Genomic DNA, 25,130 nt, shown 5'->3' with positions numbered 1-25,130 from the left:
ACTGCCTCCCTGAGGGGAAGGAGGACGATGCCCCGTGTACCAAGTAGACGCTCGGCGCCAGGGTGAAAGTTTCCCCCACAGGGGACCTTCTCAGAAGTCCGCCTTCTCGGAAAGTCCGCCTTCTCAGGAAGACCGGCCATGCCGGAGACGCGCGCCCGGCATGGCCGTCAGGTCACAGCCGGTCGAGCAGCGCGTTGTACTCGCTCCACAGCTCCTTGGGCAGGTGGTCGCCGAACTTCTCGAAGTGGGCGGGGATCAGCGCCGCCTCCTCACGCCAGACCTCGCGGTCGACGGTGAGCAGCGTGCGCAGGTCCTCCTCCGGCAGGTCGAGGCCGTCGGTGTCGAGCGTCTTCGGCAGCAGCCCGATCGGCGTGGACACGGCCTCGGCCTCGCCGTTCAGTCGCTCGACGATCCACTTGAGGACGCGGCTGTTCTCGCCGAAGCCCGGCCAGATGAAGCGGCCCGCGTCGTCCTTGCGGAACCAGTTGACGTAGTAGATGCGCGGCGGCTTGGCGCCTTCGCGCCTGCCCATCGCCAGCCAGTGGCCGAAGTAGTCGCCCATGTTGTAGCCGCAGAAGGGCAGCATCGCGAACGGGTCGTAGCGCAGCTCGCCGACCTTGCCCTCGGCGGCGGCGGTCTTCTCGGAGGCGACGTTGGCTCCGAGGAAGACGCCGTGCTGCCAGCTCAGCGACTCCGTGACCAGCGGAACCGCGGTGGCGCGGCGCCCGCCGAACAGGATGGCCGAGATGGGCACGCCCTTGGGGTCCTGCCATTCCGGCGCGATGGTCGGCGCCTGGGAGGCAGGGGTGGTGAAGCGGGCGTTCGGGTGCGCGGCGGGCTCGTCGGAGCCTGGCGTCCACGAACGGCCCTTCCAGTCGGTGAGGTGCGCGGGCGGCTCGTCGGTGAGGCCCTCCCACCACACGTCGCCGTCGTCGGTGAGGGCGACGTTGGTGAAGATGCTGTTGCCCCAGAGCGTCTTGACCGCGTTGGCGTTGGTGGTCTCGCCGGTGCCCGGCGCGACGCCGAAGAAGCCGGCCTCCGGGTTGATCGCGTAGAGCCTGCCGTCCGCGCCGTAGCGCATCCAGGCGATGTCGTCGCCGATCGTCTCGACCTTCCAGCCGGGAATGGTCGGCTGCAGCATGGCGAGGTTGGTCTTGCCGCAGGCGCTCGGGAAGGCGGCGGCGACGTAGCGCGTCTCGCCCTCGGGCGGCGTCAGCTTGAGGATGAGCATGTGCTCGGCCAGCCAGCCCTCGTCGCGCGCCATCACGCTGGCGATGCGCAGCGCGTAGCACTTCTTGCCCAGCAGCGCGTTGCCGCCGTAGCCCGAGCCGTACGACCAGATCTCACGGGTCTCGGGGAAGTGGCTGATGTACTTGGTGGAGCTGCACGGCCACGGCACGTCCTGCTGGCCCTCGGCCAGCGGCGCGCCGACGGAGTGGACCGCCTTGACGAAGTCACCGCGTCGCTCGATGAGGCGCAGCGCCTCCTCGCCCATGCGCGTCATGATCCGCATGGACACCGCGACGTACGGCGAGTCGGTGATCTCGACGCCGAGCTGGGAGATCTCCCCGCCCAGCGGACCCATGCAGAACGGCACGACGTACATCGTGCGTCCGCGCATGCAGCCCTTGAACAGCTCGCCGAAGGTCTGGCGCATCTCGGCGGGCGCGATCCAGTTGTTCGTCGGGCCCGCGTCCTCCTCGCGCTCGGAGCAGATGAACGTGCGGTCCTCGACCCTCGCGACGTCGCTCGGGTCGGACTTGGCGTAGAAGCTGTTGGGCCGCTTCGCCAGGCGGGTGAAGGTGCCCTGGTCGACGAGCAGGTTCGTCAGGCGCGTCCATTCGGCCTCTGAGCCGTCGCACCACTCGATCCGCGCGGGTTGCGTCAGGGCGGCGATCTCGTTCACCCAGTCGACCAATTTCTGGTTGGTCGTCGGGGTGTGTACTTCCACGGAAAGGGACACGGCGGCGGCTCCTCCACTCTTTTCTGGGCCACGTCATCATTAACGACTAATGCCGACAAAGGCGAATTGGAGTAGACCTTTGCGCAGGCTGTGGCCTTGATGGAGGGGGTCCCTACCCACCGAGAAGCGATTTAAAGAATGCAATTGGTCCAGACCAGAATGAAAGGTCTACACCAATTCGGCGATTGGTTCAGTCCATTCCCCTGGGACCCGCTGCCCGCACCCTGTCGACGTGCTGCAAAGCGTCGCGCAGCTCGGCCAGCCAGGTGTCGGTGTGCTTGCCGACCAGCCGTACGCACCAGGCGAGAGCGTCGCTGCGGCTGCGGGCCACTCCCGCGGCCACCAGAGTGTCGAGGACCTGGCGCTCGGGCTGCCGCAGGCGGGTCATGACGGGCACCGACAGTGTGGTGAACATCACCGTCTCGCCGCCGCACGTGACGCCCCACGAGACCTTCCTGCGGAACTTCCGCTCGGCCTCGGAGGCGATCTCGATGCGCTGCTCCCTGGTCTCCTCACGGAAGCGCCCGATCAGGCCTTCGATCATGGCGGCGCGCTCGACGTCCGACTCGGCGCGTTCATGGTCGCGCTCCTCGCCTTCGCCGGAACTCCTGCGCCCGGCCGGCTCGGGGAGCACCCCGACGACCGCGATCTCCTCGCGGTCGAGGACGACGGTGAGGGGGCCCTCGAACCAGCCCTCGGGCAGGCGCCCCGTGAACCATCCGCGAAGTTGGGTGACTGCTTCGTCAGTATCCATGTAATGAGAATTACACATCAACGAGACAAGAGCCAGCCCCGATCGTCCTGTTGGGAATCCGGCTAGCGGACGCGCGCGGCCACGGCCGGGCTGACCCGCACGATGCCCGCCAGATTGCGCGTGCTGAGCGGGGAGATCTTCACCACGTCACCCGTGCGGGGCGCCTGGAGCACCTTGCCGTTGCCCCAGTAGATCGCCACGTGGGAGATGTAGCCGGGGTTGGTGGGATCGCTCCGCCAGAAGACCAGGTCGCCCGGCTGCACCTGCGACAGCGGCACCTGTGGCCCCGTCACCCACTGCTGGTGGGTGACGCGCGGCATGCGCACCCCCGCCTGCGCGAAGGCCCACTGCACCAGCCCCGAGCAGTCGAAGGTGTCGGGCCCCTCGGCGCCCCACACGTACGGCCTGCCCAGCTTGCCCGCCGCGGCGTGGAGCGCCGTGGTCAGCTGGGGGGCCGTCATGAACGAGCCCGAGCTCCACTGCGTGACCTTCTTCGGCGCGGCCAGCACCGGATTGATCGCCGCGACCTGCGAGCCCTTGGGCAGCACCCGCAGCAGCGCCCTGCGCAGGGCGGCGGTGTCGACCTTGGGGGCGCTCACCACGATCGCGTTGTTCTGCGGGAAGCCGAGCGAGCGGGCCTTGTCCCTGGAGAGCACCGCGTCGACCGCGCCCATCCCCATGGTCGCGTAGGCGCCGATCCTGAGCTGCCCGCCGGGCCCTGGAACGCTACGGCCGAGCGTGAGCCCCCCGTCGTTGCCGAGCACGAACGAGACCGCGACGTCGCCGCCGGCCACGTTGGCCCACAGGCCGTCGGACGAGGCGGTCACCTTGGGGGTGTAGGACCTGAAGCTGGAGGGATCGACGCCGAGCGTCTGCACGCGCTTGCCGTCGATGGTGACCGAGGCGGCGTCGGCGAGCTCGACCGCCCTGATGCCCTTGATCTTGACGACCTTCTCCATCGTGGCGCGCCGCAGCGGCTTGCGCGTCACCACGAACATGCTCGGCTCGTGGAGCTTGTCGAGCGGCCGCACGGGCGGCGCGACCTCGCTCCTGGCCGCGAGGTTCTCCTGCGGCGCGAGCTTCCTGGCCGTCACGGTGCCCGTGTCGGCGCCCGTGTGGGCGCCCGGGTCGTCGGGCGAGGAGGAGAACTCCCCGAGTAACGCCAGGTCCGCGGCGATCACCAGGGCCAGCGTCACGGAGATGTAGGGGACGAGCCTGCTGCGCAGCGCCCTCCTGCGCCCGCGCTTGCGGCCGCCGTTCACGAGGAAGGAGAGGTCCTGCCTGATGCCGCCGGGCGCATGCGGAAAATCCGCCGGGCCAGGGGCCCGGCGGATCATCTCTTCGGGAGTCAGTTGCCGATGTACGGCACGGCCTCGAGGATCTCGACCGTGTTCTGACGGCCGTTGGGCATGGCGTAGGTCGCCTTCTCCCCGATCTTCTTGCCGTTGATGGCGGCGCCGAGAGGGGACTTGGGCGAGTAGACGTCGATCGGCGCGCCGGTCTCCTCACGGGAGGCCAGCAGGAAGGTGACCTCGTCGTCGTCACCCTCGAAGCGGATCGTGACGGTCATGCCGGGGCCGACCACGCCCTCGGTCTTGGGGGCTTCGCCGACCTTGGCGCTGTCAAGGAGCTGACGGAGGTGGAAGATGCGGGCTTCCATCTTGCCCTGCTCATCCTTGGCCGCGTGGTAGCCGCCGTTCTCCTTCAGGTCGCCCTCCTCGCGAGCGGCCTCGATCTTCTTGGCGATGTCAACGCGACCCGGGCCGGAGAGGTAGTCGTACTCCTCCTTGAGGCGGTCATACGCCTCCTGAGTCAGCCAGGTGACGTTCTCATCGCGAGAGTCGGCCACGGGTTCTCCTTGCTTCCTTAGGGGGCCCTGAGTTCACTTGGGTTGGCGAATTGCGAAAGACTAACAACCTTACCGCTTGAGCGCTTCCCCAAATGTCTCACTATACGAGATAGCAGGCCTGGATGTGGACTGACGAGGCCTGGGCACTGGTGTCCAGGCGCTCCTTCAGTCGGATATACCCCTCACCAGCGGGAATCTTTACTTCCTTGCTGCCGACTTCTACATGGTTGGCGTCGGTGGCCCGCAGCCTGCACACCACGCTCTTGCCGGCGGGCCTGGAGATCTCGAAGGTGATCCCCGCGGAGTCGGGTCTGCTCGCGTCGAAGGCGACGACCTGCTGCGGAACCGTGGCCTGCCCTGTGGCGGTCCACATCACGTAGCCCCAGCCGCCCGCCACGATCGCCACCAGGATCGCGATCACGACGTGGACGACGAACCTGCCCTGCCGTTCGGGACGGTCGCTGAAGTCGTCCGGTGTGCCGAGAACGGGCCCGTTCTCGACATCTCTGGTGGCCATGACGGAATCTCCCTGCACTCCCCGGTGTTGTCCGAGACAATTGTCGCCTGTCGGGGGTCCGCCCCCGCGACCGCCCAAGAGAAGTAAACCTCTTGTGGCGAGTGAACCGGTCCGAACTGAGGAGACAGCGAGCCAGTGAGCGCACCGCTGAGGCTGATGGCCGTCCATGCACACCCGGATGACGAGTCGAGCAAGGGCGCCGCGACGATGGCCCGTTATGTCGCGGAGGGCGTCGAGGTCCTGGTCTGCACCCTCACGGGCGGCGAACGGGGCTCCGTGCTCAACCCGAAGATGGACCGGCCCGAGATCGTCGAGAACATCGGCGAGGTGCGGCGCAAGGAGATGGATCGCGCGCGCGAGATCCTGGGTGTCCAGCAGCGCTTCCTCGGCTTCGTCGACTCGGGGCTGCCGGAGAGCGAGGAGGAGGAACTGCCCGAGGGCTGCTTCGCCCTGCAGCCGCTCGAGATCGCCTCGGCGCCGCTCGTGGCGGCCGTGCGCGAGTTCAGGCCGCACGTCATCCTCACCTACGACGACGACGGCGGCTACCCGCACCCCGACCACATCATGACCAACAGGGTCTCGGTCGAGGCCTTCGAGGCCGCGGGCGACCCCGACCGCTACCCGGGCACAGGCGACCCCTGGCAGCCGCTGAAGCTCTACTACCAGATGGGCTTCACCAAGGAGCGGTTCGAGGCGCTGCACGAGGCGATGAACGAGCGCGGCATGGGCTCGCCCTACGCCGACTGGATCGCCAGGTGGGAGGACAGGCCGCAGAAGTGGCCCGTCACCACCAAGGTGCCGTGCGGCGACTACTTCGCCACCCGCGACGAGGCGCTGATGGCGCACGCCACGCAGGTCGACCCCGACGGATTCTGGTTCGTGTGCCCGAGGGATCTGCAGCAGGAGATCTGGCCGACCGAGGACTACCACCTGGCCAGGTCGCTCGTCGACACCGAGCTTCCCGAGGACGACCTGTTCGCGGGCATACACGCCGAGGAGACCGCGGGTGCCTGCAAGTAAGCTGGAGCCGTGACGTACTTCGCCATAGGTGACGTGAGCCCTGGAATCCTGGGCTTCACCGTCGTGGCCCTCATGGGATTCGCGCTGTTCCTTCTCATCAAGTCGATGAACAAGCAGATCTCCAAGATCGAGGTTCCCCACGAGGCTGACCTGGACAAGAAGTGAAAATTCTGGACAACTCGGCGGAGAGCCGGTTCGAGATCCATGTCGATGGACAGCTCGCCGGGTTCGCCGAGTACAAGCTGCTGCCCTCCACGATCGTCTTCACCCACACCGAGGTGAAGCCCGAGTTCGAAGGGCAGGGGCTGGCAGGCCGGCTGGTCGCCCACGCCCTCGACGCCAGCAGGGACACCGGGCTGAAGGTGCGCCCGCTGTGTCCCTACGTGGCCAGGTACATCAGCCGTCACCCCGAGTACAAGGATCTGCTCGAGGAAGAGTGACCGTGAACCTCGCCCCCCTCACCGGGGCGTGAGGGCTCGGTGGCCGGCACGCCCAGGTCGACGGGCCCGTAGAACCCTCAGGGCGAGCGCCGCGGTGGTGGTTCAGTCGTCGGGCGACCAGGCCCGCTCCAGCGCCTGCGGCAGGCCCCACCAGCCCAGCGGCGTCAGCACGTCGTCCTCGTCGACGATGCCGAGGTAGGCCCACAGCGCGGCCACGTGCGTGAAGAGGGTCTCGGTGGTGTCGAGGTCGTCGGGGTCGTCCATGTCGACCGTGATGTCCTCGGACTCGGCGATGAGCCTGGCGATGCGCTCGGGCGAGGCGAGCACGCCGGGGCCGAGCCTGGCCAGCGCCGCCACCGCTGCCAGCCAGTCGGCGTGGTGGATGGCGCACAGGGCGGCGAGGACCGCCTCCTCGTGGCTGAGCTCCTCCTCGAGCTCCTCGTCCTCCTCGCCGCCGTCGTCGTCGAGGTCGGAGATGGGGCCCGCGATGCCCGCGACGACGGCCAGCCACAGCTCACGGTCGTCGTCGGGGATGAGGCCGCCCTCGAACCCCGCGCAGGCCCGCAGCACGTTGCCCGGGTAGCCGGGGAAGGCGAGCATCTCGCGCAGCCTCGCGGCGGCCAGTCGCAGGTCGGCTTCGGGCAGTTCAGGGCGTTGGGGCAGCTCGGACAGGATCCGCCGCAGCTCGGCGAGCGCGTAGGCCTCCTCTTCGTCCCATGCGGCGAACAGCTCCTCGTCCTGCTCGTCGCTCACCACCACGCTCGGCACCCTGCCGTCGGGCAGCGGTGTGTTGAGCCAGCGCTCCTGCAGCTCCTCGTAGGCGGTGCGGGCCGCCGTGTCGCCCCTGGCCAGGAGGTCGGGGTCGATCTCGCCCGCCTCGATGCGCTCCTCCAGGTAGGTGACGAACCTGGCGTGCATCTCCTCGGCGACGGGGCCTCGCTCGTCCTCCTCCGGCCAGACGAAGTAGCTGGGCGTGAGCAGGATCGGCTCGCTGCCCGTCGCCTCCAGCCAGCGCTGGACCTCGCCGACGGTGGCCTTGCCCGACTCGATCGCGCTGAGCGTGCTCCTCGCGCTCTCCCAGAAGGTGACCGACAGCGGGTTGCCCACGGCCAGCATGGCTCTGCGCAGGTCGGGCATGGCCACGAGGGCCACACCCGAGGGTACGGCCAGCAGCGCGCGCGCCACGTCCCTGCGGGTCAGTCCGGTGGCGGGGCGCCCCGCGTGAGCGCTCACGAAGTCAAGGTCCACGTTCGGTAACCTACGCCCCGACGTGCCCATGAGTCGAAGAAGCAGCGCGCCGCGCGGCCTTCGGCCCCCCTCTCGCGCGTGAGAGGCTGGAGACATGAACAGGCTGCAGCACGCCACCAGCCCCTACCTCCAGCAGCACGCCGCCAACCCGGTCGACTGGTTCGAATGGGGCGAGGAGGCGTTCGAGGAGGCCAGGCGGCGCGACGTGCCGCTGCTGATCTCGGTGGGCTACTCGGCCTGCCACTGGTGTCATGTCATGGCGCACGAGAGCTTCGAGGACGACGAGACCGCGCGGCTCATGAACGCGCACTTCGTCAACGTGAAGGTGGACCGCGAGGAGCGGCCCGACGTCGACGCCGTCTACATGAGCGCCACGCAGGCCATGACGCAGCACGGCGGCTGGCCGATGACGGTCTTCGCCACCCCCGAGGGTCACCCCTTCTACTGCGGCACCTACTTCCCGAGGCCGCAGTTCCAGCGGCTGCTCGTCGGTGTGCACAACGCCTGGACGGGCGACAGGGAGCAGGTGCTCGAACAGGGGTCGAAGGTCGTCGAGGCGCTCAACAGCGGCACGGCCCTGCCCGGCGGCGCGCTGCCGACCGAGGAGACGCTCGAACGGGCCGTCGCGAACCTGGAGCGCTCCTTCGACCCGGCGCGCGGCGGCTTCGGCGGCGCGCCGAAGTTCCCCCCGTCGATGGTGCTGGAGTTCCTGCTGAGAAGCGGCGAGCGCGCCATGTCCGACAGGACGCTCGAAGCGATGGCGAGGGGCGGGATCTACGACCAGCTCGGCGGCGGCTTCGCGCGCTACAGCGTCGACGCGGAGTGGGTGGTGCCGCACTTCGAGAAGATGCTCTACGACAACGCGCTGCTGCTCAGGGTCTACACGCACTGGTGGAAGGCCACGGGAGCCCCGCTGGCTCGCCGGGTGGCGCTGGAGACGGCCGACTGGCTGCTGCGCGAGATGCGCACCCCCGAGGGCGGGTTCGCCTCGGCGCTCGACGCCGACAGCGAGGGCGAGGAGGGCAGGTTCTACGTCTGGACCCCCGCGCAACTGCGCGAGGCGCTGGGCGAGGACGCGCAGTGGGCCGTCGAGCTGTTCGAGGTGAAGGGCACCTTCGAACACGGCGCCTCGGTGCTGCAGCTGCTGGAGGACCCCGACGACACCGGCAGGTACGAGCGCGTGCGGGCCAGGCTGATGGCCGCCAGGGACCTACGCGTACGGCCTGGCCGCGACGACAAGGTGGTCGCCTCGTGGAACGGCCTGGTCATCGCCGCCCTCGCCGAGACGGGAACCGTCTTCGAACGTCCCGACCTGGTCGAGGCGGCGAGCGCGGCCGCGGCTCTCCTGGCCGGCACGCACGTCACGGACGGCAGGCTGCTCAGGACCTCCCGTGACGGGCGGCCGGGGCACAACGCAGGGGTGCTCGAGGACTACGCGAACCTGGCGGAGGGCCTGATCACGCTCTACGGCGTCACAGGCGAGACGCGCTGGTTCGAGTTGGCGGGCCGCCTGCTCGACGTGGTGCTCGACCGCTTCGCCGACGGCCGCGGCGGCTTCTTCGACACCGCGGACGACGCCGAGCGGCTCTTCCAGCGTCCGCAGGACCCCGCGGACAACGCCACGCCGTCGGGGCAGTTCGCCGCGGCGGGAGCCCTGCTGTCCTACGCCGCGCTCACCGGCTCCTCGCGGCACAGGCAGGCGGCTGAGGCGGCGCTGGGCACGGTCTCGGTGCTGGCCACAGGGCACGCCAGGTTCGCGGGATGGGGGCTGGCCGTGGCGCGCGCGGCGCTGGCCGGGCCCGTCGAGGTGGCCGTCGTCGGGCCTCCCGACGACCCTCGCACCGCCCAGCTGCACAGGGCGGCGCTTCTGGCGGACGTCCCCGGCCTGGTCGTGGCCCTCGGACCCGAGGACGCGTGGGGAACGGCGGACACGCGGGGAGCCCGGGACGGCGCCGCGGGGACCGTGCCGCTGCTGGAAGGGCGCGGGCTCGTCGACGGCGCTCCCGCCGCCTACGTCTGCAGAGGCTTCACCTGCCGTCTGCCGGTGACCACGCCCGCCGAGCTGCGCGCGGAGCTAGCGGTCGCCGGGCGTTGAGGCGTCTTCCAGCTCGCCCGGCCCCGTCGTGGGGTTCGGATCGGGGCCGTCGGGTCGTGCGGGCCGGTTCGACTGCTGGTCGGACTGCTGTTCGTCGTTGTTGGCGTCGCCCCTGTCGGTCTCCTCGGGAATGACAGGAGTGTCAGGGGTCTCAGGCGTCGAGGAGTCGGGCGGCGAGGCAGGCGGCGAGGTGAACTGCTGGTCGTCGCTGCCGTCGCCGTTCCATCGCTCGTTCCAGTCGCCGTTGTCGCGCTGGTCGTAGCCGTCGCCGACGTCGTCACCCTCGCCGCGGTAGTCCCAGGAGTCCGCGCCGTACTGGGAGGGCTCGGGGAACTGCTCGACCGGCTTGCCCGCCATGGCCTCGGTCATGAACGCCTTCCAGATCCGCGCGGGGAACTGGCCGCCGAACTGCACGCCGTACCCGGGGATCTCGACGGTCTTGTTGTCGTCGCGGAACATGTTGACCGCGGTGGCCAGCTGCGGGGTGAAACCGTTGAACCAGACGGCGCCCGAGCTGTCGGTGGTGCCGGTCTTGCCCGCGACGGGCCTGTCGTAGAGGCGGGCGCCGGTGCCGGTGCCGTACTTGACGACCTGCTCCATGGCGTAGATCGCGTCGGCGGCGGCCTGCTTGCCGACCACGGTCGTCGACTTGGGCTTGACGACGGACCTCTTGCCGTAGGAGTCGGTCACCGACTTGATGACGTGGGTCTCCATGTGGACGCCGCCGTTGGCGAGGCTGGCGAAGCCCGAGGCGTTCTGCACGGCGCTGACCGAGGCCACGCCCAGGGGGAAGGAGGCGGCCGCCTTGTGCGGTTCGAGCTGGCCGGCGGGGATGCCGGCCGCCTCGGCGACCTTGGCCACCTTGTCCAGGCCGACCTTCTGGCCCAGGTCGACGAAGGCGGTGTTGACGGAGTTCTGCGTGGCGCTCACCAGGTTGATGTGACCGTAGGAGCGTCCGCTGTCGTTGGGGATGGGCTGGGAGGCGCCCGGCACGGTGATGGGCGAGTTGCCGTCGACCGTGGTGGACAGGCTGAGGCCGTTCTCGAGCGCGGCGGCCAGCGTGTACGGCTTGAACGTCGAGCCCGCCTGCACCTTGGCGGAGAAGGCGTTGTCCCACGACTGGTCCTTGGGCCCCCCGTAGAAGGCGACGACCTCGCCCGTCGCGGGGTCGACGGCGGCCAGGCCGGTGCGGATCTTCTTGGACGTGCCGGACGGCACGACGGCCTTCACCGCGCGCTCGGCCGCCGCCATGAGGTTCTTGTCGAAGGTCGTGACGATCTTCAGGCCGCCGCCGTTGATGTCCTCGTCGGTGTAGCCGCGGGCGTGGAGCTCCTCACGGACCCTGTCGACCATGACCTGGGCCTGGCCCTTCAGGCTGAAGGCGGCCTTGGGCGCGGCCAGCTTGGGGAAGACCTGGGCCGCCGCCTGCTCGGGGGTGATCGCCTTGGTCTGCGTCATGGCGTCGACGATCGCCTTCCACCTGGTCCTGGCCGCGTCGAGGTCGGCGCCCTGGGGGTCGGCGAACCTGCTGGGCTGCTGGATGACCGCGGCCAGGTAGGCGCCCTCCGACACCGAGAGCTTGGCGACGTCCTTGCCGAAGTAGGCCTGGGCCGCGGCCTGGACGCCGTTGGCGCCCCTGCCGAAGTAGATGGTGTTGAGGTACTGCTCCAGCACCCAGTCCTTCGACTTGGACTGGTCGACCTTGATGGAGATCAGGATCTCCTTGAACTTCCTGGTGATCGAGCGTTCCTGGCTGAGACCGCTGTAGTAGTTGCGGACCATCTGCTGAGTGATGGTGGAGCCGCCCTGCAGCTGCTTGCCCGTGACGGTGGACCAGACGGCGCGGGCCGTTCCCTTGAAGGACACGCCGCTGTCGGTGTAGAAGGACCGGTTCTCGGCGGCGATCACCGCGTCGCGCACGTGCTCGGGGACCTGCTCCAGCTTGACGTTCCTGCGGTTGACGCCCTGCTTGGCCAGCACGCTCTTGCCGTCGCGGTAGTAGATCACCGAGCCCTGGGCGGTGGCCTCCTTCTGCGTGCTGTCGGGGATGGGGGTCATCGCCCAGGCCACCCCGAACAGGCCGATCATCGCGACGAGGCCGACCCCGAACGCGATGCCCACGTAGCGAAGGATCCGTCGCTTCCGCATGCCCTTGTCCCCACCGATCCGCACAAGCGCCCCCGATCGCAAGCTCAGCAAACCCCCGTCAGCTGGGCGGAAGGCCAAGAATAAACGATCGGTAACGATGCTAGGGCTTTCGGGCGCTCCGCCGGGGGACATCGGCGACCAATGGCAGAACTCGGTATGGGACGGGTGTGTCCAGCACGATGACCGACGAGGTTCGCAGAACACCCTGGACGTCAACGATCTGGTCGATGACGCGCTGCAGGTCGGAGTTGCTCCGCGCGACGACCCTGCACAGCAGGTCGCTGCCGCCGGTGATGGTGTGGACCTCCAGCACCTCGGGGATGTGCGCGAGGCGGTCGGCGACCGGATCGTGCCCGCTGACCTGTCTGATCTCCATCGTCACGAACGCGGTCACGTCGTAGCCCAGTGCGGTCGGCGACACGTCGGGCCCGAACCCGGCGATGACCCCTCTGGCGATCATGCGGTCGAGTCTCGCCTGCACCGTGCCGCGGGCGACGCCGAGCCTTCGGGAGTACTCCAGCACGCCCAGGCGCGGCTCGGTGGCGAGCAGACTGAGCAGTTTGGCGTCCAGTTCGTCGATGGTCATGGACAGATTGTCCACTGTTTCAAGTGACAGTTGCGCAGACCGTCCATGCAAATCAACAGTTACCTGTATGAGCGACGTGTTTCCGGTCAAAGGCATGGATGCCGTGGTGTTCGCCGTGGGCAACGCCAAGCAGGCGGCCCACTACTACTCCACCGCTTTCGGGATGAGGCTGGTGGCCTACCGCGGCCCAGAGAACGGCAGCAGGGACGAGGTCGCCTACGTCCTGGCCTCGGGCGGCGCGCGGTTCGAGCTCCGCTCGTCGGTGCGCCCCGGCACGGAGATGGCCCGCCATGTCGCCGAGCACGGCGACGGCGTGATCGACCTGGCCATCGAGGTGCCCGACGTCGAGGCGGCCTACGAGCACGCCGTCGCGCAGGGGGCCCGCGGGCTCGCCGCGCCGTACACGATGGAGGACGAGGACGGCAAGGTGGTGATCGCGGCCATCGCCACCTACGGCGAGACCAGGCACACCCTCGTCGACCGCTCCAACTACTCGGGCGTCTACCTGCCCGGCTACCGCGCGGCCGAGCCGATCACGCAGCCGCCCGCCAAGCGCTTCTTCCAGGCCGTCGACCACTGCGTGGGCAACGTCGAGCTCGGCAAGATGGACGAGTGGGTGGAGTTCTACAAGCGCGTGATGGGCTTCACCAACATGGCGGAGTTCGTCGGCGACGACATCGCCACCGAGTACTCCGCGCTGATGTCGAAGGTCGTGGCGGACGGCACGCGCAAGGTGAAGTTCCCGCTCAACGAGCCGGCCATCAGCCGCAAGAAGTCGCAGATCGACGAGTACCTGGAGTTCTACGGCGGTCCGGGCGTGCAGCACATCGCCCTGGCCACCAACGACATCCTCACCACCGTCGACAACATGAGGGCGGCGGGCGTCGACTTCCTCGACACCCCCGACTCCTACTACGACGACCCCGAGCTGCGCGCCAGGATCGGCAAGGTAAGGGCGCCGATCGAGGAGCTGAAGAAGCGCAAGATCCTCGTCGACCGCGACGAGGACGGCTACCTGCTGCAGATCTTCACCAAGCCGGTGCAGGACCGCCCGACGGTCTTCTTCGAGCTGATCGAGCGGCACGGCTCGCTCGGATTCGGCAAGGGCAACTTCAAGGCGCTGTTCGAGGCGATCGAGCGCGAGCAGGAGCGCCGCGGCAACCTGTAGATCTCTGCCCCCCACCTGCGCGGGGGCAGAGGCCGGGCAGGAAGCTGTTCGGGATGCGGGTGGTCACCGACAGGGGCCGGCCGGCCACGGTCGGGCAGGCGGCGATCAGGCTTCTGGTCGCCGCCGTTCTGACCGCCCTGTGCCGTTTGAGCCTCTTGGCGATGGTTGGGTCCTGTTCGACCGGCGCGAGCAGCCCCTGCGCGACAAGGCGGTCAAGACGCTTGCTGTAGATGCCTGACCAGCGACGATTGCTCGCGTAGGCTTGTTACCCATGCGTTCCGCTCTGCTCGTACTGCTCCTGGGCGCGGTCGCCTGCGCCCCCTCCAACGTGGATGCGCTTCTTTCCGCCAACGCCGACGGAGACGCGACTCCCACTGCCACCGCCCAGACTCCCGCGCCCACGCGGTCGGGCCAGGAGTGGGGCGCGCGGGGCATCGGCGACCCTGACTTCCCTCTCGACGGCAACGGCGGCTACGACGTCTCGCGCTACCGGCTGAAGATGGGCTACGACCCCGCCACCAAGCACCTGACGGGAAACGTCTCGATCGAGGCGAAGGCCACACAGTCCCTGCGGCGCTTCAACCTCGACCTGAAGGGCTTCGACGTGGGGAAGGTGAGCGTCGCGGGCAAGCCGGCGACGTTCACGCGCAGCGGCGACGAGCTGTCGGTGACGCCGGCCGCGCCCCTGGCCAAGGGCGGCCCCTTCACCGTCACGGTCACCTACGAGGGGGTTCCCCAGCCGGTCAAGGACTCCTCCAACCTGGGCACCTACGGGTTCATCCCCACCACCGACGGCGCCTACGTCACCTGTCAGCCCAACGGCGCCAAGACGTGGTTCCCCTCCAACGACCATCCGGCCGACAAGGCCCGCTTCGACTTCGAACTGACCGTGCCCGAGGGCCTGACCGCCCTGGCCAACGGGGAGCTGACAAAGAAGCCGGTCACCAGCGGGGGCAAGACCACCTTCACCTGGTCGGAGCGGCATCCGATGGTGACCTACCTGGCGACGATGACGCTCGGCAAGTTCGAGCTGCGTGAGGGCAGGACGGCGAAGGGCGTTCCCAACCTGGCCGCCGTCGATCCGAAGTACCGCAGCACGCTCGCCAACCTCCACACCGTCACGGGCGAGATCACCGACCACTGGAGCACGGTCTTCGGCCCCTACCCCTTCTCCTCCACCGGCGGCGTGGTCGACGACTTCGCCGCGGGCTACGCGCTGGAGAACCAGACCAAGCCGATGTACGGGGGCTTCAAGCCCGACGAGAGCATCATCGCCCACGAACTGGCCCACCAGTGGTACGGCGACAGCCTGTCCATCAAGCGATGGAAGGACCTGTGGCTCAACGAGGGCTTCGCCACCTACGCCGAGTGGCTGTGGTCGGAGCACAGGGGCAGGGCGAGCGCGCAGAGCCTGTTCGACACCTACTATGCCAAGCCGGCCGGCAACGCGATGTGGGCCTACCCGCCTGGCCAGGCGAAGCCGAACGACCTGTTCAACGAGTCGGTCTACATCCGCGGCGCCATGACGCTGCACGCGCTGCGCACGGCCGTCGGCGACACCGCCTTCTTCACGCTGCTCAAGGAGTGGGCCCAGGACCACAAGTACGGACACGTCACCACCCCCGAGTTCGTCGCGCTGGCGGAGAAGACGTCGGGCAAGCAGCTCGACCAGCTCTTCGACGCCTGGCTCTTCAACAAGGGCAAGCCGGCCCTGTAAGAGCTCCGTTGAACGGAGTCTCTTGTCCAGCATGCCGGCCAGAGTGATGGACGAGTACGGCCCGCTGATCGGCCGGTGAACCGTCCGAGGCCTGGATCGGCCCTTCAGCCGACGAAGACCTTGTAGCCCTCGTTCCCCAGCGCGCCGAGCACCTCGTCGGAGTGGGCCTGGCCGCGAGTCTCGACCTGCAGCTTGACCTCGACCTCGTCGACGTGCAGGCGCGCGTTGACCCGCTCGTGGGCGATGTCGATCACGTTGGCGCGCAGCTCGCCGAGCGTGCCGAGCAGCCGCGCGAGCGCGCCGGGACGGTCGGACATCCTGATCCGCACGGTCAGGTAGCGCCCCGCGGCGGCCAGGCCGTGCCTGAGCACCTTCGACAGCAGCAGCGGGTCGATGTTGCCGCCCGACAGCACGGCCACCACGGGCGGCTCGAAGGCGTGCGGATGGGCCAGCAGGGCCGCCACGCCCACCACGCCCGCGGGCTCGACCACGAGCTTGGCGCGCTCGACGCACAGGACGAGCGCCCTGGAGATCTCCTCCTCCGACACCGTCACCACGCTGTCGACCAGGTAGTGGATCATCTCGAAGGGCAGCTCGCCGGGGCGGCCCACCGCGATGCCGTCGGCCATCGTGCCCGAAGGGTCCACGACGACGGGCTCGCCCATGGCCAGTGAGGCGGGGTAGGCGGCGGCCTGCTCCGCCTGGACCCCCACGATGCGCACGCCCGGGCGCAGCGACTTGACCGCCAGCGCCACCCCTGCGGCCAGCCCTCCCCCTCCGATGCCGAGCACGATCGTGCCCGCTTCGGGGAGCTGCTCGACGATCTCGAGCCCGATCGTGCCCTGACCGGCGATGACGTCGGGGTGGTCGAACGGATGGATGAACACCGCGCCGGTCCGCTCGGCGTGCTCCTTCGCCCTCGCGAGCGCCACGTCGACGCTCTCGCCGCCGAGCACGACCTCGGCCCCGTAGGCCTGCGTCGCCTCGACCTTGGGCAGCGGCGCCGCCTCCGGCATGTAGACCGTCGCCCTCGTGCCGACCAGGCCCGAGGCCAGCGCCACGCCCTGCGCGTGGTTGCCCGCGCTGGCGGCCACCACGCCCCTCCGCCTGTCGTCGTCGGTCAGCTTGGCGATGCGGACGTAGGCGCCGCGGACCTTGAACGAGCCGGCCCGCTGGAGGTTCTCGCACTTGAGATGCACGGGGCCGCCGACGATCTCCGACAGGATCCGCGACCGCAGCACAGGGGTCGGCACGACCACCCCCGCGAGCAGCTCACGTGCGGCCACCACGTCGTCGAGGGTCACCTGCGCGAACACCATGCGGCAAGTCTCCCACCACCGCTCCCCCGCCCGATCCTGGCGAGCTCGAGGGCAGGCGGTCACGGATGTCCCGCTTGACCATACTTCGTCAGCCGAAGTATGGTCCTTTCCGTGCCAAGCGATCAGTCCCGCTTTGCGATCGCTCCGCACACCGTGATCCGGATCGCAGTATGCACCCATGACCGGAAGCGCGCTCGACGACCTCGAGCGTGGTAAGGAGCTCTCCCTCATGTTCATCCCGAAGCGGCCCTCCCTCCTGGCCGTGATCGACACGGAGCCCGGCCAGTGAGGCGCGCGACGGCGCTGCTCGTCCTCGCCCTGGCGGTCGGCTGCGGCGGCACCGCCGCGCAGACCGCGGCGCCCAGCCCCGAGGCTCAGGGAGTCGAGCAGCGCAAGGAGGCCGAGATGGCCACCTGCATGAAGCAGAAGGGCTTCAAGTACGTCGCGTACGTCAGCCCGCCGATCCAGCTCAGCGACCAGCGGAAGAAGGCGTTCTCCGGCGACTACGAGTCCATGAGGGCCGAGCGCGCCAAGTACGGGTTCGGGCACTTCTCGTTCTACGTCTATCCCAAGGAGTACGAGAACAACCCGATGGTCAAGCCCGACAACCCAGACATCAACCCGAACTGGGCGATTCAGAGCTCACTCTCCGCGGAGCAGCGCAAGTCCTACCAGAGCGCCTCGGAAGCCTGCTACGCGACCATCATGAAGAAGATCACAGGGAAGGAGGTGAAGTCGATGATGGACCACTTCGAGCAGGCCGACAAGGCGAAGACCCAGGCGCTGGCGCGCGAGCTCGACAGCGATCCCGCGCTGGCCGAGAAGGCCAAGGCCATGGCCGACTGCCTGACGGGCAAGGGCTACAGGGTGGGCAAGTCCAACCCCACCGCGATCGCCCAGCGGGGCTCGGCCGAGATCCGCGCCCAGGTGGTCCAGCTGGGCAAGACCGACGACGTCGACGACAGCAAGCTCGAACCCGGCACGTACTACGAGCCGACGCTGACGGCCGAGCAGGCCAGGCCGTACCTCACCAAGGAGATCAAGGTCGCGCTCGACGACCTCGAGTGCGGCAGGGACTTCTACGCCGCCTACCTGCCCAAAGAACAGGAGATCCGCAGGAGGATCGACCTGGAGTACGGCATGGAGGGCACACCTTGACGATACTTCGCCGAACGAAGTACGTTTTGCGCTATGTCTAAGGGATCATCCGGTTTGAGTGAGCAGACCTACTTTGTCCTCGCCGCACTCCTGGACGGCCCGCTCCACGGACACGCGATCATCAAGAAGGTCGTGGACCTCTCGCAGGGAAGGATCACCCTGGCCGTAGGCACGCTCTACGGCGCGCTCGACAGGCTGGCCGCCAACGGCGTCATCACCGTCGAGCGCGAGGAGGTCGTCAACGGCCGCAAACGGCGCTACTTCAGGATCACCGACGAGGGCAGCGGCATGGTCGAGGCGGAGGCCAGGCGCATGCAGCAGGCGGCAGCCGTGGTCACGGGCCGCCGCAGCCTGGGGGCGACGTTCGGATGACCTCTCTCGAGCGGCGCTACCGCTGGCTGCTCAGGGCCTATCCCTGCGGCTACCGGGCCGACTACGGGGACGAGCTCCTCGACGTCCTGATGGACAACGCGAAGCCGGGCCAGGCGCTGCCACCTCTCCGCGAGGCCGTCGCGCTGGTCGTCGGCGGGCTGCGCACCCGCATCATCACGGCGGCACAGGGGCCCGCCTGGGTGGACGGGTTGCACCTGGCCGTCGTGGCGCTGACTCTGGTCAACCTCGCGGTGCTCATCCCCTACGCCACGAGCGTGCCGCTGTGGCTGGGGCTGTCGGCCGTCAGCCTCCTGCTGGTCCTGCGCGGCCTGCCGCGCCTGGCCCTGCCCTTCGCCGGGCTGGTCGCCTTCAAGATCACTGGGATCACCATGGGTCAGCCGTGGCTGGACGCGACGCTGCTGCCCGTCTTCCCGGACGGGCTGTGGCAGGGGCCGGCGCTGTACGGCAACGGCGGTCCCGTGGCCCCGCTGACCGCCAACCTCCTGATCGTCCTCGGCCTGGTGATCCTGGCCACCAGGGGTGAGCGGCCGAAGAGCCGTTCGTGGTGGTGGCTGGCCGCCGTACCGCTGGTGGCGGGCGCCGACCCCGCGGGGCTCGACATCGTCGCGGGCTCGCCCATGGCGATGACGAGGGTCTTCCTCGAAGTCGCGCTGCTGAGCGTCGCGGCCTACGCGGGCCACCTCACCGCCGATCCCCGCTGGGCGATCGCGGCGGGGGCCTACCTGCTGCCCGCCAGCGCCGTCCTCGCAGAGAACCACCAGTTCCTCCAGCGGCAGGATCTCGCTCACTGGGGACTCCTGATCGTCCTCACCGCCCTGGCGGCCGCCGTGCCGTTCCGAGCCAGGCGTCGCATCCTTCTCTGATCCTCGTCAGCGCCACGAGCTCTCTTCGCCATGCCCGAAAACAAGGAGTTCTGTCGTGAAGTCCCCCCGCAAGGTGCTGATCGGCACCGTGGCCTGCGTGATCGCGACCGCGGGCGTCGGCTGGGGCGTCAGCACCCGGCTGCGCTCACCCGCCGACGAGGCGGCGCTGCGCACGCCGCCGAAAGCCTCGCTGATCACCGCCCCGGTGGAGCGCACCAAGCTGGTCAGCACGGTCGTGGTCAGCGGCACCCTGGAGTACGGCTCGCCGCTGCCCGTCACGCTGGCGGGCGTGGTCGGCGGCTCCGACACCACCCAGCGCGCCACCCGTGCGCCCCGCCCCGGCAAGGTCGTGGAAGGCGGGGTCCTGATGGAGGTCAACGGCAGGCCGGTCTTCGCCATGTCGGGCAAGGTGCCCATGCACCGCACGATCGGGCCAGGCGCCAAGGGCGCGGACGTCAAGCAGCTGCAGAGGGCGTTGCGCGCTCTCGGCCACGGCGCGAGGGTGACCGGCGTGTTCGACCCGGCGACCGTGGCGGCCGTCACGAAGTTCTACGCCAGGAAGGGTTACGAGGCCCAGCAGCCCACCCTCGAGTCGCGGCAGCAGCTCGACTCGTTGCGCAAGGCCGTACAGACGGCCCAGGAGACGCTGGTCACCGAACAGAAGGCCCTCGACCAGGGCGGCGACGTCCGGCCGCTGAAGCTGAAGCTCGGCAACGCCAGGGCCGACCTGAAGGCCGCCCAGCGCGCCTATGACGAGGCGAAGGAGCGCAGCCACACCACCGAGGACGACGCCAAGATCGAGGCCGCGGACGTCGCGGTGCGCGCGGCGGAGGAGAGGGTCCTGCAGGCCGAGAACGATCTGGCCGCCGCGGTGCAGGAGAACGACACGCCTGACACCGGCTCTCCCACGACCACGACCTCGCCGGCCGCCACGCCCGCGCCCGCGCCCTCACCGAAGGCCTCCGTCGACACGACCCTGCTGGAGCTGCGCGTGTCCAACGCGCGGGCCGACCTGGAGTCCGCGCGCAGGGCCTACGGGCGGATCGAGGAGGAGGCGCGGCTGGCCAGGGGGAAGCGGCTCACGGAGCTCAGCAAGACGGTGCGCGACGCCAAGGAGGCCGTGGCCACCGCCGAGCAGGCGCTGCGGCAGGCCCGCTCGCTGTCACCGGTCAAGCTGAAGGTCGCCAACGCCCGGAAGGATCTCGCCGCCGCCAGGTCGCTGATGGCGGAGTACCAGAGGACGTTCGGCACCACGATCCCGCCTGGCGAGCTGGTCTTCCTGCCCAAGCTGCCCGCCCGCCTGCACAAGGCGGGGGTCAAGGCCGGCGAGAACGTGGACAAGGCGGTCGCCACCGTCACCAGCTCGTCCTTCGTCGTCACGGGCTCGGTGGAGTCCACCGAGATCGACCTGCTGAAGGAGGGGCTCGACGCCGTCATCGAGACCTCCTCGGGCAAGACCTACCCGGCCACCCTGACCGCGTTCGGCGAGAAGGCCGCGCTGTCCACCGACGAGGCCAAGCCCGCGGAGGGCGAGGAGGGGATGAGCTCGGAGCCCGTGCTGATCAGCCCGGTGTCGGAGAAGGGGCTCAAGGGACTGGCGGGCACGGCCGTCACCGCGAAGGTGACGGTCGGCGCGACCGACACCGAGGTGCTGGTGGTGCCCGTGGCCGCCGTCACCACCTCGGCCGACGGCAAGGCCAGGGTGCGCGTCGAGGTCTCGCCCGACAAGACGAAGGACGTGGAGGTGCGCACGGGACTGACCGCCGACGGCAAGGTCGAGGTCACCGGCGACCTCAAGGAGGGCGACAGGGTGGTGGTCAGCGGTGCCTGAGCCCGTCATCGCCCTCGAGGGCCTCACCAGGGAGTTCCCCGCCGACCCTCCGGTGCGCGCGCTGTCCGACGTCTTCCTCGAGGTGCTGCCGAAGGACTACCTCGCGATCGTCGGCCCTTCGGGGTCGGGCAAGTCCACCCTGCTCAACGTGCTCGGCCTGCTCGACACGCCCACCTCGGGCAGCTACCGCATCGACGGCATCGAGACCACGACCCTGCGCGACGGCGAACGCACCAAGCTGCGCGGAAGCAGGATCGGCTTCGTCTTCCAGTCGTTCCACCTGCTCGCACACAGGAGCGTCGCCGAGAACGTGATGCTCGCCGAGGTCTACCGGAGCAGAGGAGCTCGGGAGCGCAGGAACCGCAGGGCCAGGGCGCTGGAGGCGCTGGAGCGCGTCGGGCTGTCCCATCGGGTGGACTTCCTGCCCGACCGGCTGTCGGGCGGCGAGCGGCAGCGCGCGGCGATCGCCAGGGCGCTGATGGGCGGCCCCTCCCTGCTCCTGTGCGACGAGCCCACCGGTAACCTCGACAGCCGCAACACCGGCGCCGTCCTCGACCTGTTCGACGAGCTGAGAGGGCAGGGGCTGACGATCGTGGTCATCACGCACGAGACCGAGGTGAGCGACCGTGCCCAGCGCAGGGTCAGGATCACCGACGGCGTCCTGGTGGAGGAGTAGTGGACCTCCGTGACCTGCTGAACGAGGCCATGGCCGGCATGCTGGCCCGTCCCGTCAGGACCGCTCTCACCACGCTGGGCACCGTGCTCGGCATCACCACGCTCGTCATCACCCTCGGCGTCGCCGCCACCGCGGGCAACCAGATCGTCGGCAGGTTCGACGCGCTGACCGCCACGACGGTGACCGTCGAGGTGGCGGAGAACGCCAAGGCCGCCGTCGAGTGGGACGCCGTCGACCAGGTCACCAGGTTGCGTGGCGTCACCTCGGCCGCCGCCGTCGCGGAGACCAAGAAGAGCGCCAACCTGAGCGTGCGCTCGAACAAGATCATCGATCCCACGCGGGTCACCGACCAGACGCTGACCGTCGTGGCCACCAGCACCGGCCTGCCCGGCGCGGTCAAGGGCAGCATGATCCAGGGCCGCTACTTCGACGCCGGCCATCTCGCCAGGCAGGACAAGGTCGTGGTGGTCGGCGAGCAGGCGGCGAAGATGCTCGGCATCACCCGGCCGGACAGGGCGCCCGCCGTCTTCATCGGCAAGCACGCCTACACCGTGATCGGCGTGCTCGGCGCGATGCAGCGTGAGAAGAACCTCGGCACCGCCGTCATGGTCCCGCCCACGATCGGCAAGCGGTTCGGGATCAAGGACGTCACGAGAGTGCTGATCAACACCAGTCTGGGCGCCGCCGACCTGATCGCCAGGCAGGCGCCGACCGCGCTCAGCCCGGGCAACGAGGCCGAGCTGCAGGTCATCGCGCCTCCCAGCCCGACCAGGGCGCGTGACGCCGTGCAGAACGACGTCAACGCGCTGTTCCTCATCCTGGGGCTGGTGTCGCTCGTCGTGGGCGCCGTGGGCATCGCCAACGTCACCCTCGTCACCGTCATGGAGCGCGTCGCCGAGATCGGCCTGCGCCGCTCCCTCGGAGCGGCGCGCCGGCACATCGCCGCCCAGTTCCTGCTGGAGTCGACGCTCACCGGGCTGACCGGCGGAGTGATCGGCGCCAGCCTCGGCATCCTCGCCATCGTCGCCGTCTCGGCGGCCAAGCAGTGGACACCCGTGCTCGACCTGCGGCTGGCCCTGATCGCGCCCCTCGCCGGGGCCTTGGTCGGCCTGCTGGCCGGGCTCTACCCCGCCCTGCGCGCCGCCAGGATGGAGCCGGTCGACGCACTCCGGTAGCCGCGGCCACACCGAGCCAGGCCGCGTGGGCCGGACTACCCGGCGCTCCAGTAGCGTTCCTCCGCCAGGACGAGAGCCGCCGCTCCGACGAGGCCGGCGTCCTGCCCGAGCTCGGCGGGGCAGACCCTGACCCTGCGCGCGAAGTCGAGGCGCGCGTGCCCGCGCAGCGCCTCCTCCAGCGGGCCGAACAGCAGCTCGCCCGCCTGCGACAGGCCGCCGCCGACGGTGACGAGGTCGAGGTCGCACAGCGCCGTGGCGGAGGCGATCGCCACGCCGAGGGCGGTGCCCGCCCTGCGCATCGCGGCCATCGCCACCTCGTCGCCCGCCGCGGCGTCGCGGGCGAGCTCCCGCGCCGTCACCTCGCGATCCTCCCTGTACGGCCCCGCGTCGTGCGCGTCGCCGTACGTGGCGGGCTTCCAGCCCTGCGCCAGCGCCCAGGCGGTGAGCCCGGGGCCACGGGCGACCGCCTCCAGGCAGCCGCGGCCGCCGCACCCGCACGGCGGGCCCTCGGGGTCGACCACGACGTGCCCGATGTGCCCCGCGTTGCCGGTGCCGCCGTCGATCAGCCGGTCGCCGAGGACGAGCCCGCCGCCCACACCTGTGGACACGACCATCCCCAGCATGTTCGCGCTGCCCCTGCCCGCTCCCCGCCAGTGCTCGGCGACGGCGAGGCAGACGGCGTCATTGTGCAGGCGCACGGGCACCGAGGGGAAGCGCTCGGCGAGCCTGGCGCGCAGCGGGAACCCGCGCCAGCCCGGCATGTTGAGCGGCGACACCTCGCCCGCGGGCCAGGTCATCGGCCCTCCGCAGCCGACGCCGACGCCCTTGACGTCGGCGGAGAAGGGCTCGACGAGGTCGGCGAGCATCTCCCACAGCGTCTCGGCCCCGCCGTCCCTCGGGGTGGCCACCCGCTCGGCCGCCACCACCTCACCGGCGGCGGAGACCAGCCCGGCGGCGAACTTCGTCCCGCCGATGTCGATCGCGAGGATCACGAGGAGAAGACCAGGATCGAGGCGGTGAAGCCGTGCACATGGTTGTGGCCTGCCACGGGGCCCACCTCGCCCGCCGCGAAGAAGCCCGCCATGCCGATCGAGCCGAGCGTGTCGCGCAGCGCGACCGCGTCGTGGTCGGCGCTGCCGAACATCGCCGAGCCCCTGCCGTTGCAGGCGAACAGCAGGGCGCCGTCGATCCTGCCGAGCTCCTCGCGATGCGCGTCGAGCAGGTCGTAGAGGTCCTCGTCGGCGGTCGCCGCGTCGCGCACCTGGAAGCGCACGGTCCTGCCGATGTCGACCACGTCGCCGATGGCCACCGCCTCCCGTTCGGGGTCGATCCCGATGACCCCGCGGATGAGGAAGTCTCCCCGCTCGTGGTGTTCGGCGTACTCGTCCATCGCCACGCCGATCTGCAGCCCCGCCGCGACCAGCTCGCGGTCGTCCTCGTCCAGGTCGCTGACGATGTCCTCCAGCCTGGCCAGGGCGGGCTGACCCGCCAGCTCCAGCAACAGGTTCTCCTCCGCGCTGGTGACCACCATGGTCGGCCCGATCGGCCTGCAGCCCTGGCTGACCACGGTGCTGACCTTGACCCCGCCGCCCAGCAGCACCCCGATGGCGCCCTCGGTGTAGACCTCGCCCCCTGCGAACAGCCGCACCGAACCCCTGCCCTCGAGCCCGTTGGCCAGGCCGCCGATCAGCGGAAGGTCGCCGAGCACCTCGGAGGAGCGCTCGACGAAGGCGTCGGTGGGGAAGGTGTACGGATCGGCCAGCAGGATCGCCACCTGGTCGTCGGCCTGGCGCTCGGGCAGCCCGACGACCACGAACTTGTCCTCGGCGGTCAGCGTCTCCAGCTGGAACGTGGTCAGCCGCCCGCCGTCGAGCGTCGCCGCCCAGGCGCTCACCGAGGGCGTCAGCTCCACGCCCTGGCCGTCGCCGATCACGCCTGTCGCGCTGCAGCCGATCACGTGCGCGGACGAGGCGACCGCCATGGCCCGCTGTCCCGCCCTCGCCACATCGTCGGGGTCCTCACCGCAGATGAAGAAGCAGACCAGGTCGGCGGGTCCGCTCAGTCCTGCGAGCGCCTGCCGCACGGCCGTCTCAGCGGCCGCGCCGAGGTCGGATCCCACGGCGAGGCCGTCAGCGAATCGGCTCGTCAACAGCGCCACGTGTCTCGCCTCCCTTACACGTCGGTGGTGTCCCTCGGGCGGATTCTCCCCA

General features: G+C 69.7%; 23 protein-coding genes. 12 read left to right on the top strand and 11 right to left on the bottom strand.

Translation table 11 applies throughout. The features are described from left to right. Positions 1-172: 172 nt before the first annotated feature. The 5 genes from FHR33_RS31215 to FHR33_RS31195 all read right to left on the bottom strand — a co-directional run bounded on the left by FHR33_RS31215 (position 173) and on the right by FHR33_RS31195 (position 5,083). Positions 173-1,963: a phosphoenolpyruvate carboxykinase (GTP) gene (locus FHR33_RS31215; protein ID WP_183655297.1), complete on the bottom strand. Its 1,791-nt coding sequence runs from the start codon at positions 1,961-1,963 to the stop codon at positions 173-175. Between the two features lie 190 nt (positions 1,964-2,153). Then, a complete protein-coding gene (gene abmR / locus FHR33_RS31210) occupies positions 2,154-2,717 on the bottom strand; it encodes an ATP-binding transcription factor AbmR (RefSeq protein ID WP_183655294.1) in 564 nt (187 codons plus the stop codon). A gap of 62 nt (positions 2,718-2,779) precedes the next feature. After that, on the bottom strand, positions 2,780-4,054 hold the full coding sequence (locus tag FHR33_RS31205; RefSeq protein ID WP_183655292.1) for a C40 family peptidase: 1,275 nt from the start codon (positions 4,052-4,054) through the stop codon (positions 2,780-2,782). An 11-nt stretch (positions 4,055-4,065) separates the two neighbouring features. Next, entirely contained in the window at positions 4,066-4,566 is a 501-nt protein-coding gene (gene greA / locus FHR33_RS31200) for a transcription elongation factor GreA (RefSeq protein WP_183655289.1), read from the bottom strand. 100 nt (positions 4,567-4,666) lie between these two features. Then, the gene (locus FHR33_RS31195; RefSeq protein WP_183655286.1) at positions 4,667-5,083 is read right to left on the bottom strand and encodes a DUF4307 domain-containing protein; all 417 of its coding nucleotides are present in this window, start codon (positions 5,081-5,083) and stop codon (positions 4,667-4,669) included. 135 nt (positions 5,084-5,218) lie between these two features. Here FHR33_RS31195 and mca point away from each other — a divergent pair, with 135 nt between their 5' ends. From mca to FHR33_RS31185, 3 genes are read left to right on the top strand one after another with little or no spacing between them, the layout of a single operon-like run. Further along, entirely contained in the window at positions 5,219-6,103 is an 885-nt protein-coding gene (gene mca, locus FHR33_RS31190; RefSeq protein ID WP_183655283.1) for a mycothiol conjugate amidase Mca, read from the top strand. Positions 6,104-6,136: 33 nt separating this feature from the next. Then, positions 6,137-6,268 carry a hypothetical protein gene (locus tag FHR33_RS52000; RefSeq protein ID WP_281388192.1) on the top strand — a complete coding sequence of 44 codons (132 nt, stop codon included), beginning with the start codon at positions 6,137-6,139 and terminating at the stop codon, positions 6,266-6,268. After that, positions 6,265-6,543, top strand: coding sequence for a GNAT family N-acetyltransferase (locus FHR33_RS31185; RefSeq protein ID WP_183655280.1), 279 nt, complete (start codon positions 6,265-6,267; stop codon positions 6,541-6,543). Before FHR33_RS52000 ends, FHR33_RS31185 begins: the two co-directional genes overlap by 4 nt. A 102-nt stretch (positions 6,544-6,645) precedes the next feature. Here the strand turns inward: FHR33_RS31185 and FHR33_RS31180 are convergent, their stop codons facing one another. Then, positions 6,646-7,791 carry a hypothetical protein gene (locus FHR33_RS31180; RefSeq protein WP_312895797.1) on the bottom strand — a complete coding sequence of 382 codons (1,146 nt, stop codon included), beginning with the start codon at positions 7,789-7,791 and terminating at the stop codon, positions 6,646-6,648. Between the two features lie 94 nt (positions 7,792-7,885). Here FHR33_RS31180 and FHR33_RS31175 point away from each other — a divergent pair, with 94 nt between their 5' ends. After that, positions 7,886-9,886, top strand: coding sequence for a thioredoxin domain-containing protein (locus FHR33_RS31175; protein WP_183655274.1), 2,001 nt, complete (start codon positions 7,886-7,888; stop codon positions 9,884-9,886). Here the strand turns inward: FHR33_RS31175 and FHR33_RS31170 are convergent. Beyond that, positions 9,866-12,034, bottom strand: a complete 2,169-nt coding sequence (locus tag FHR33_RS31170) for a transglycosylase domain-containing protein (protein ID WP_183655271.1) — start codon at positions 12,032-12,034, stop codon at positions 9,866-9,868. The genes FHR33_RS31175 and FHR33_RS31170 overlap by 21 nt on opposite strands. A gap of 100 nt (positions 12,035-12,134) precedes the next feature. Next, positions 12,135-12,620 carry an Lrp/AsnC family transcriptional regulator gene (locus FHR33_RS31165; protein WP_183655268.1) on the bottom strand — a complete coding sequence of 162 codons (486 nt, stop codon included), beginning with the start codon at positions 12,618-12,620 and terminating at the stop codon, positions 12,135-12,137. Between the two features lie 67 nt (positions 12,621-12,687). On the opposite strand from FHR33_RS31165, the gene hppD reads away from it, so the two are divergent. Together hppD and FHR33_RS31150 are read left to right on the top strand one after the other, a co-directional pair. Continuing rightward, the gene (hppD, locus tag FHR33_RS31160) at positions 12,688-13,788 is read left to right on the top strand and encodes a 4-hydroxyphenylpyruvate dioxygenase (protein WP_183655265.1); all 1,101 of its coding nucleotides are present in this window, start codon (positions 12,688-12,690) and stop codon (positions 13,786-13,788) included. 271 nt (positions 13,789-14,059) lie between these two features. Next, a complete protein-coding gene (locus FHR33_RS31150) occupies positions 14,060-15,505 on the top strand; it encodes a M1 family metallopeptidase (protein WP_183655258.1) in 1,446 nt (481 codons plus the stop codon). A gap of 104 nt (positions 15,506-15,609) precedes the next feature. On the opposite strand, the gene ilvA is transcribed toward FHR33_RS31150, so the two are convergent. Next, positions 15,610-16,824 carry a threonine ammonia-lyase gene (gene ilvA / locus FHR33_RS31145; RefSeq protein ID WP_183655254.1) on the bottom strand — a complete coding sequence of 405 codons (1,215 nt, stop codon included), beginning with the start codon at positions 16,822-16,824 and terminating at the stop codon, positions 15,610-15,612. A 285-nt stretch (positions 16,825-17,109) separates the two neighbouring features. Here ilvA and FHR33_RS31140 point away from each other — a divergent pair, with 285 nt between their 5' ends. The 6 genes from FHR33_RS31140 to FHR33_RS31115 are packed head-to-tail and all read left to right on the top strand — an operon-like array spanning position 17,110 to position 22,920. Then, positions 17,110-17,982 (top strand): hypothetical protein, encoded by an 873-nt coding sequence (locus tag FHR33_RS31140; RefSeq protein WP_183655251.1) that lies wholly within the window; start codon positions 17,110-17,112, stop codon positions 17,980-17,982. A 54-nt stretch (positions 17,983-18,036) separates the two neighbouring features. Beyond that, positions 18,037-18,354, top strand: a complete 318-nt coding sequence (locus FHR33_RS31135; RefSeq protein WP_246452242.1) for a PadR family transcriptional regulator — start codon at positions 18,037-18,039, stop codon at positions 18,352-18,354. Further along, positions 18,351-19,238, top strand: coding sequence for a hypothetical protein (locus tag FHR33_RS31130; protein WP_183655245.1), 888 nt, complete (start codon positions 18,351-18,353; stop codon positions 19,236-19,238). The genes FHR33_RS31135 and FHR33_RS31130 overlap by 4 nt, the downstream gene beginning before the upstream one ends. A 55-nt stretch (positions 19,239-19,293) precedes the next feature. After that, positions 19,294-21,069: a peptidoglycan-binding protein gene (locus tag FHR33_RS31125; RefSeq protein WP_312895796.1), complete on the top strand. Its 1,776-nt coding sequence runs from the start codon at positions 19,294-19,296 to the stop codon at positions 21,067-21,069. Then, positions 21,062-21,745 carry an ABC transporter ATP-binding protein gene (locus FHR33_RS31120; protein WP_183655242.1) on the top strand — a complete coding sequence of 228 codons (684 nt, stop codon included), beginning with the start codon at positions 21,062-21,064 and terminating at the stop codon, positions 21,743-21,745. The genes FHR33_RS31125 and FHR33_RS31120 overlap by 8 nt, the downstream gene beginning before the upstream one ends. Then, a complete protein-coding gene (locus tag FHR33_RS31115; RefSeq protein WP_183655239.1) occupies positions 21,745-22,920 on the top strand; it encodes an ABC transporter permease in 1,176 nt (391 codons plus the stop codon). The genes FHR33_RS31120 and FHR33_RS31115 overlap by 1 nt, the downstream gene beginning before the upstream one ends. A 35-nt stretch (positions 22,921-22,955) precedes the next feature. On the opposite strand, the gene FHR33_RS31110 is transcribed toward FHR33_RS31115, so the two are convergent. Then, positions 22,956-23,912: an ROK family protein gene (locus tag FHR33_RS31110; protein ID WP_183655236.1), complete on the bottom strand. Its 957-nt coding sequence runs from the start codon at positions 23,910-23,912 to the stop codon at positions 22,956-22,958. Then, positions 23,909-25,069 carry an FIST signal transduction protein gene (locus tag FHR33_RS31105; RefSeq protein ID WP_183660400.1) on the bottom strand — a complete coding sequence of 387 codons (1,161 nt, stop codon included), beginning with the start codon at positions 25,067-25,069 and terminating at the stop codon, positions 23,909-23,911. Before FHR33_RS31105 ends, FHR33_RS31110 begins: the two co-directional genes overlap by 4 nt. Between the last annotated feature and the right edge of the window lie 61 nt (positions 25,070-25,130).

Origin of the sequence: Nonomuraea dietziae (assembly GCF_014195505.1) — a bacterium.
GTDB classification, from domain to species: domain Bacteria; phylum Actinomycetota; class Actinomycetes; order Streptosporangiales; family Streptosporangiaceae; genus Nonomuraea; species Nonomuraea roseola.
This window is presented reverse-complemented; position numbering and strand designations above follow the sequence as displayed.

What these genes read in the sequence shown, in the direction of transcription:
- abmR (WP_183655294.1), bottom strand. Translation starts at nt 2,717, where the DNA reads ATGGATACTGACGAAGCAGTCACCCAACTTCGCGGATGGTTCACGGGG.
- FHR33_RS31205 (WP_183655292.1), bottom strand. Translation starts at nt 4,054, where the DNA reads ATGATCCGCCGGGCCCCTGGCCCGGCGGATTTTCCGCATGCGCCCGGC.
- FHR33_RS31195 (WP_183655286.1), bottom strand. Translation starts at nt 5,083, where the DNA reads ATGGCCACCAGAGATGTCGAGAACGGGCCCGTTCTCGGCACACCGGAC.
- FHR33_RS31175 (WP_183655274.1), top strand. Translation starts at nt 7,886, where the DNA reads ATGAACAGGCTGCAGCACGCCACCAGCCCCTACCTCCAGCAGCACGCC.
- FHR33_RS31170 (WP_183655271.1), bottom strand. Translation starts at nt 12,034, where the DNA reads ATGCGGAAGCGACGGATCCTTCGCTACGTGGGCATCGCGTTCGGGGTC.
- FHR33_RS31165 (WP_183655268.1), bottom strand. Translation starts at nt 12,620, where the DNA reads ATGACCATCGACGAACTGGACGCCAAACTGCTCAGTCTGCTCGCCACC.
- hppD (WP_183655265.1), top strand. Translation starts at nt 12,688, where the DNA reads ATGAGCGACGTGTTTCCGGTCAAAGGCATGGATGCCGTGGTGTTCGCC.
- FHR33_RS31150 (WP_183655258.1), top strand. Translation starts at nt 14,060, where the DNA reads ATGCGTTCCGCTCTGCTCGTACTGCTCCTGGGCGCGGTCGCCTGCGCC.
- ilvA (WP_183655254.1), bottom strand. Translation starts at nt 16,824, where the DNA reads ATGGTGTTCGCGCAGGTGACCCTCGACGACGTGGTGGCCGCACGTGAG.
- FHR33_RS31130 (WP_183655245.1), top strand. Translation starts at nt 18,351, where the DNA reads ATGACCTCTCTCGAGCGGCGCTACCGCTGGCTGCTCAGGGCCTATCCC.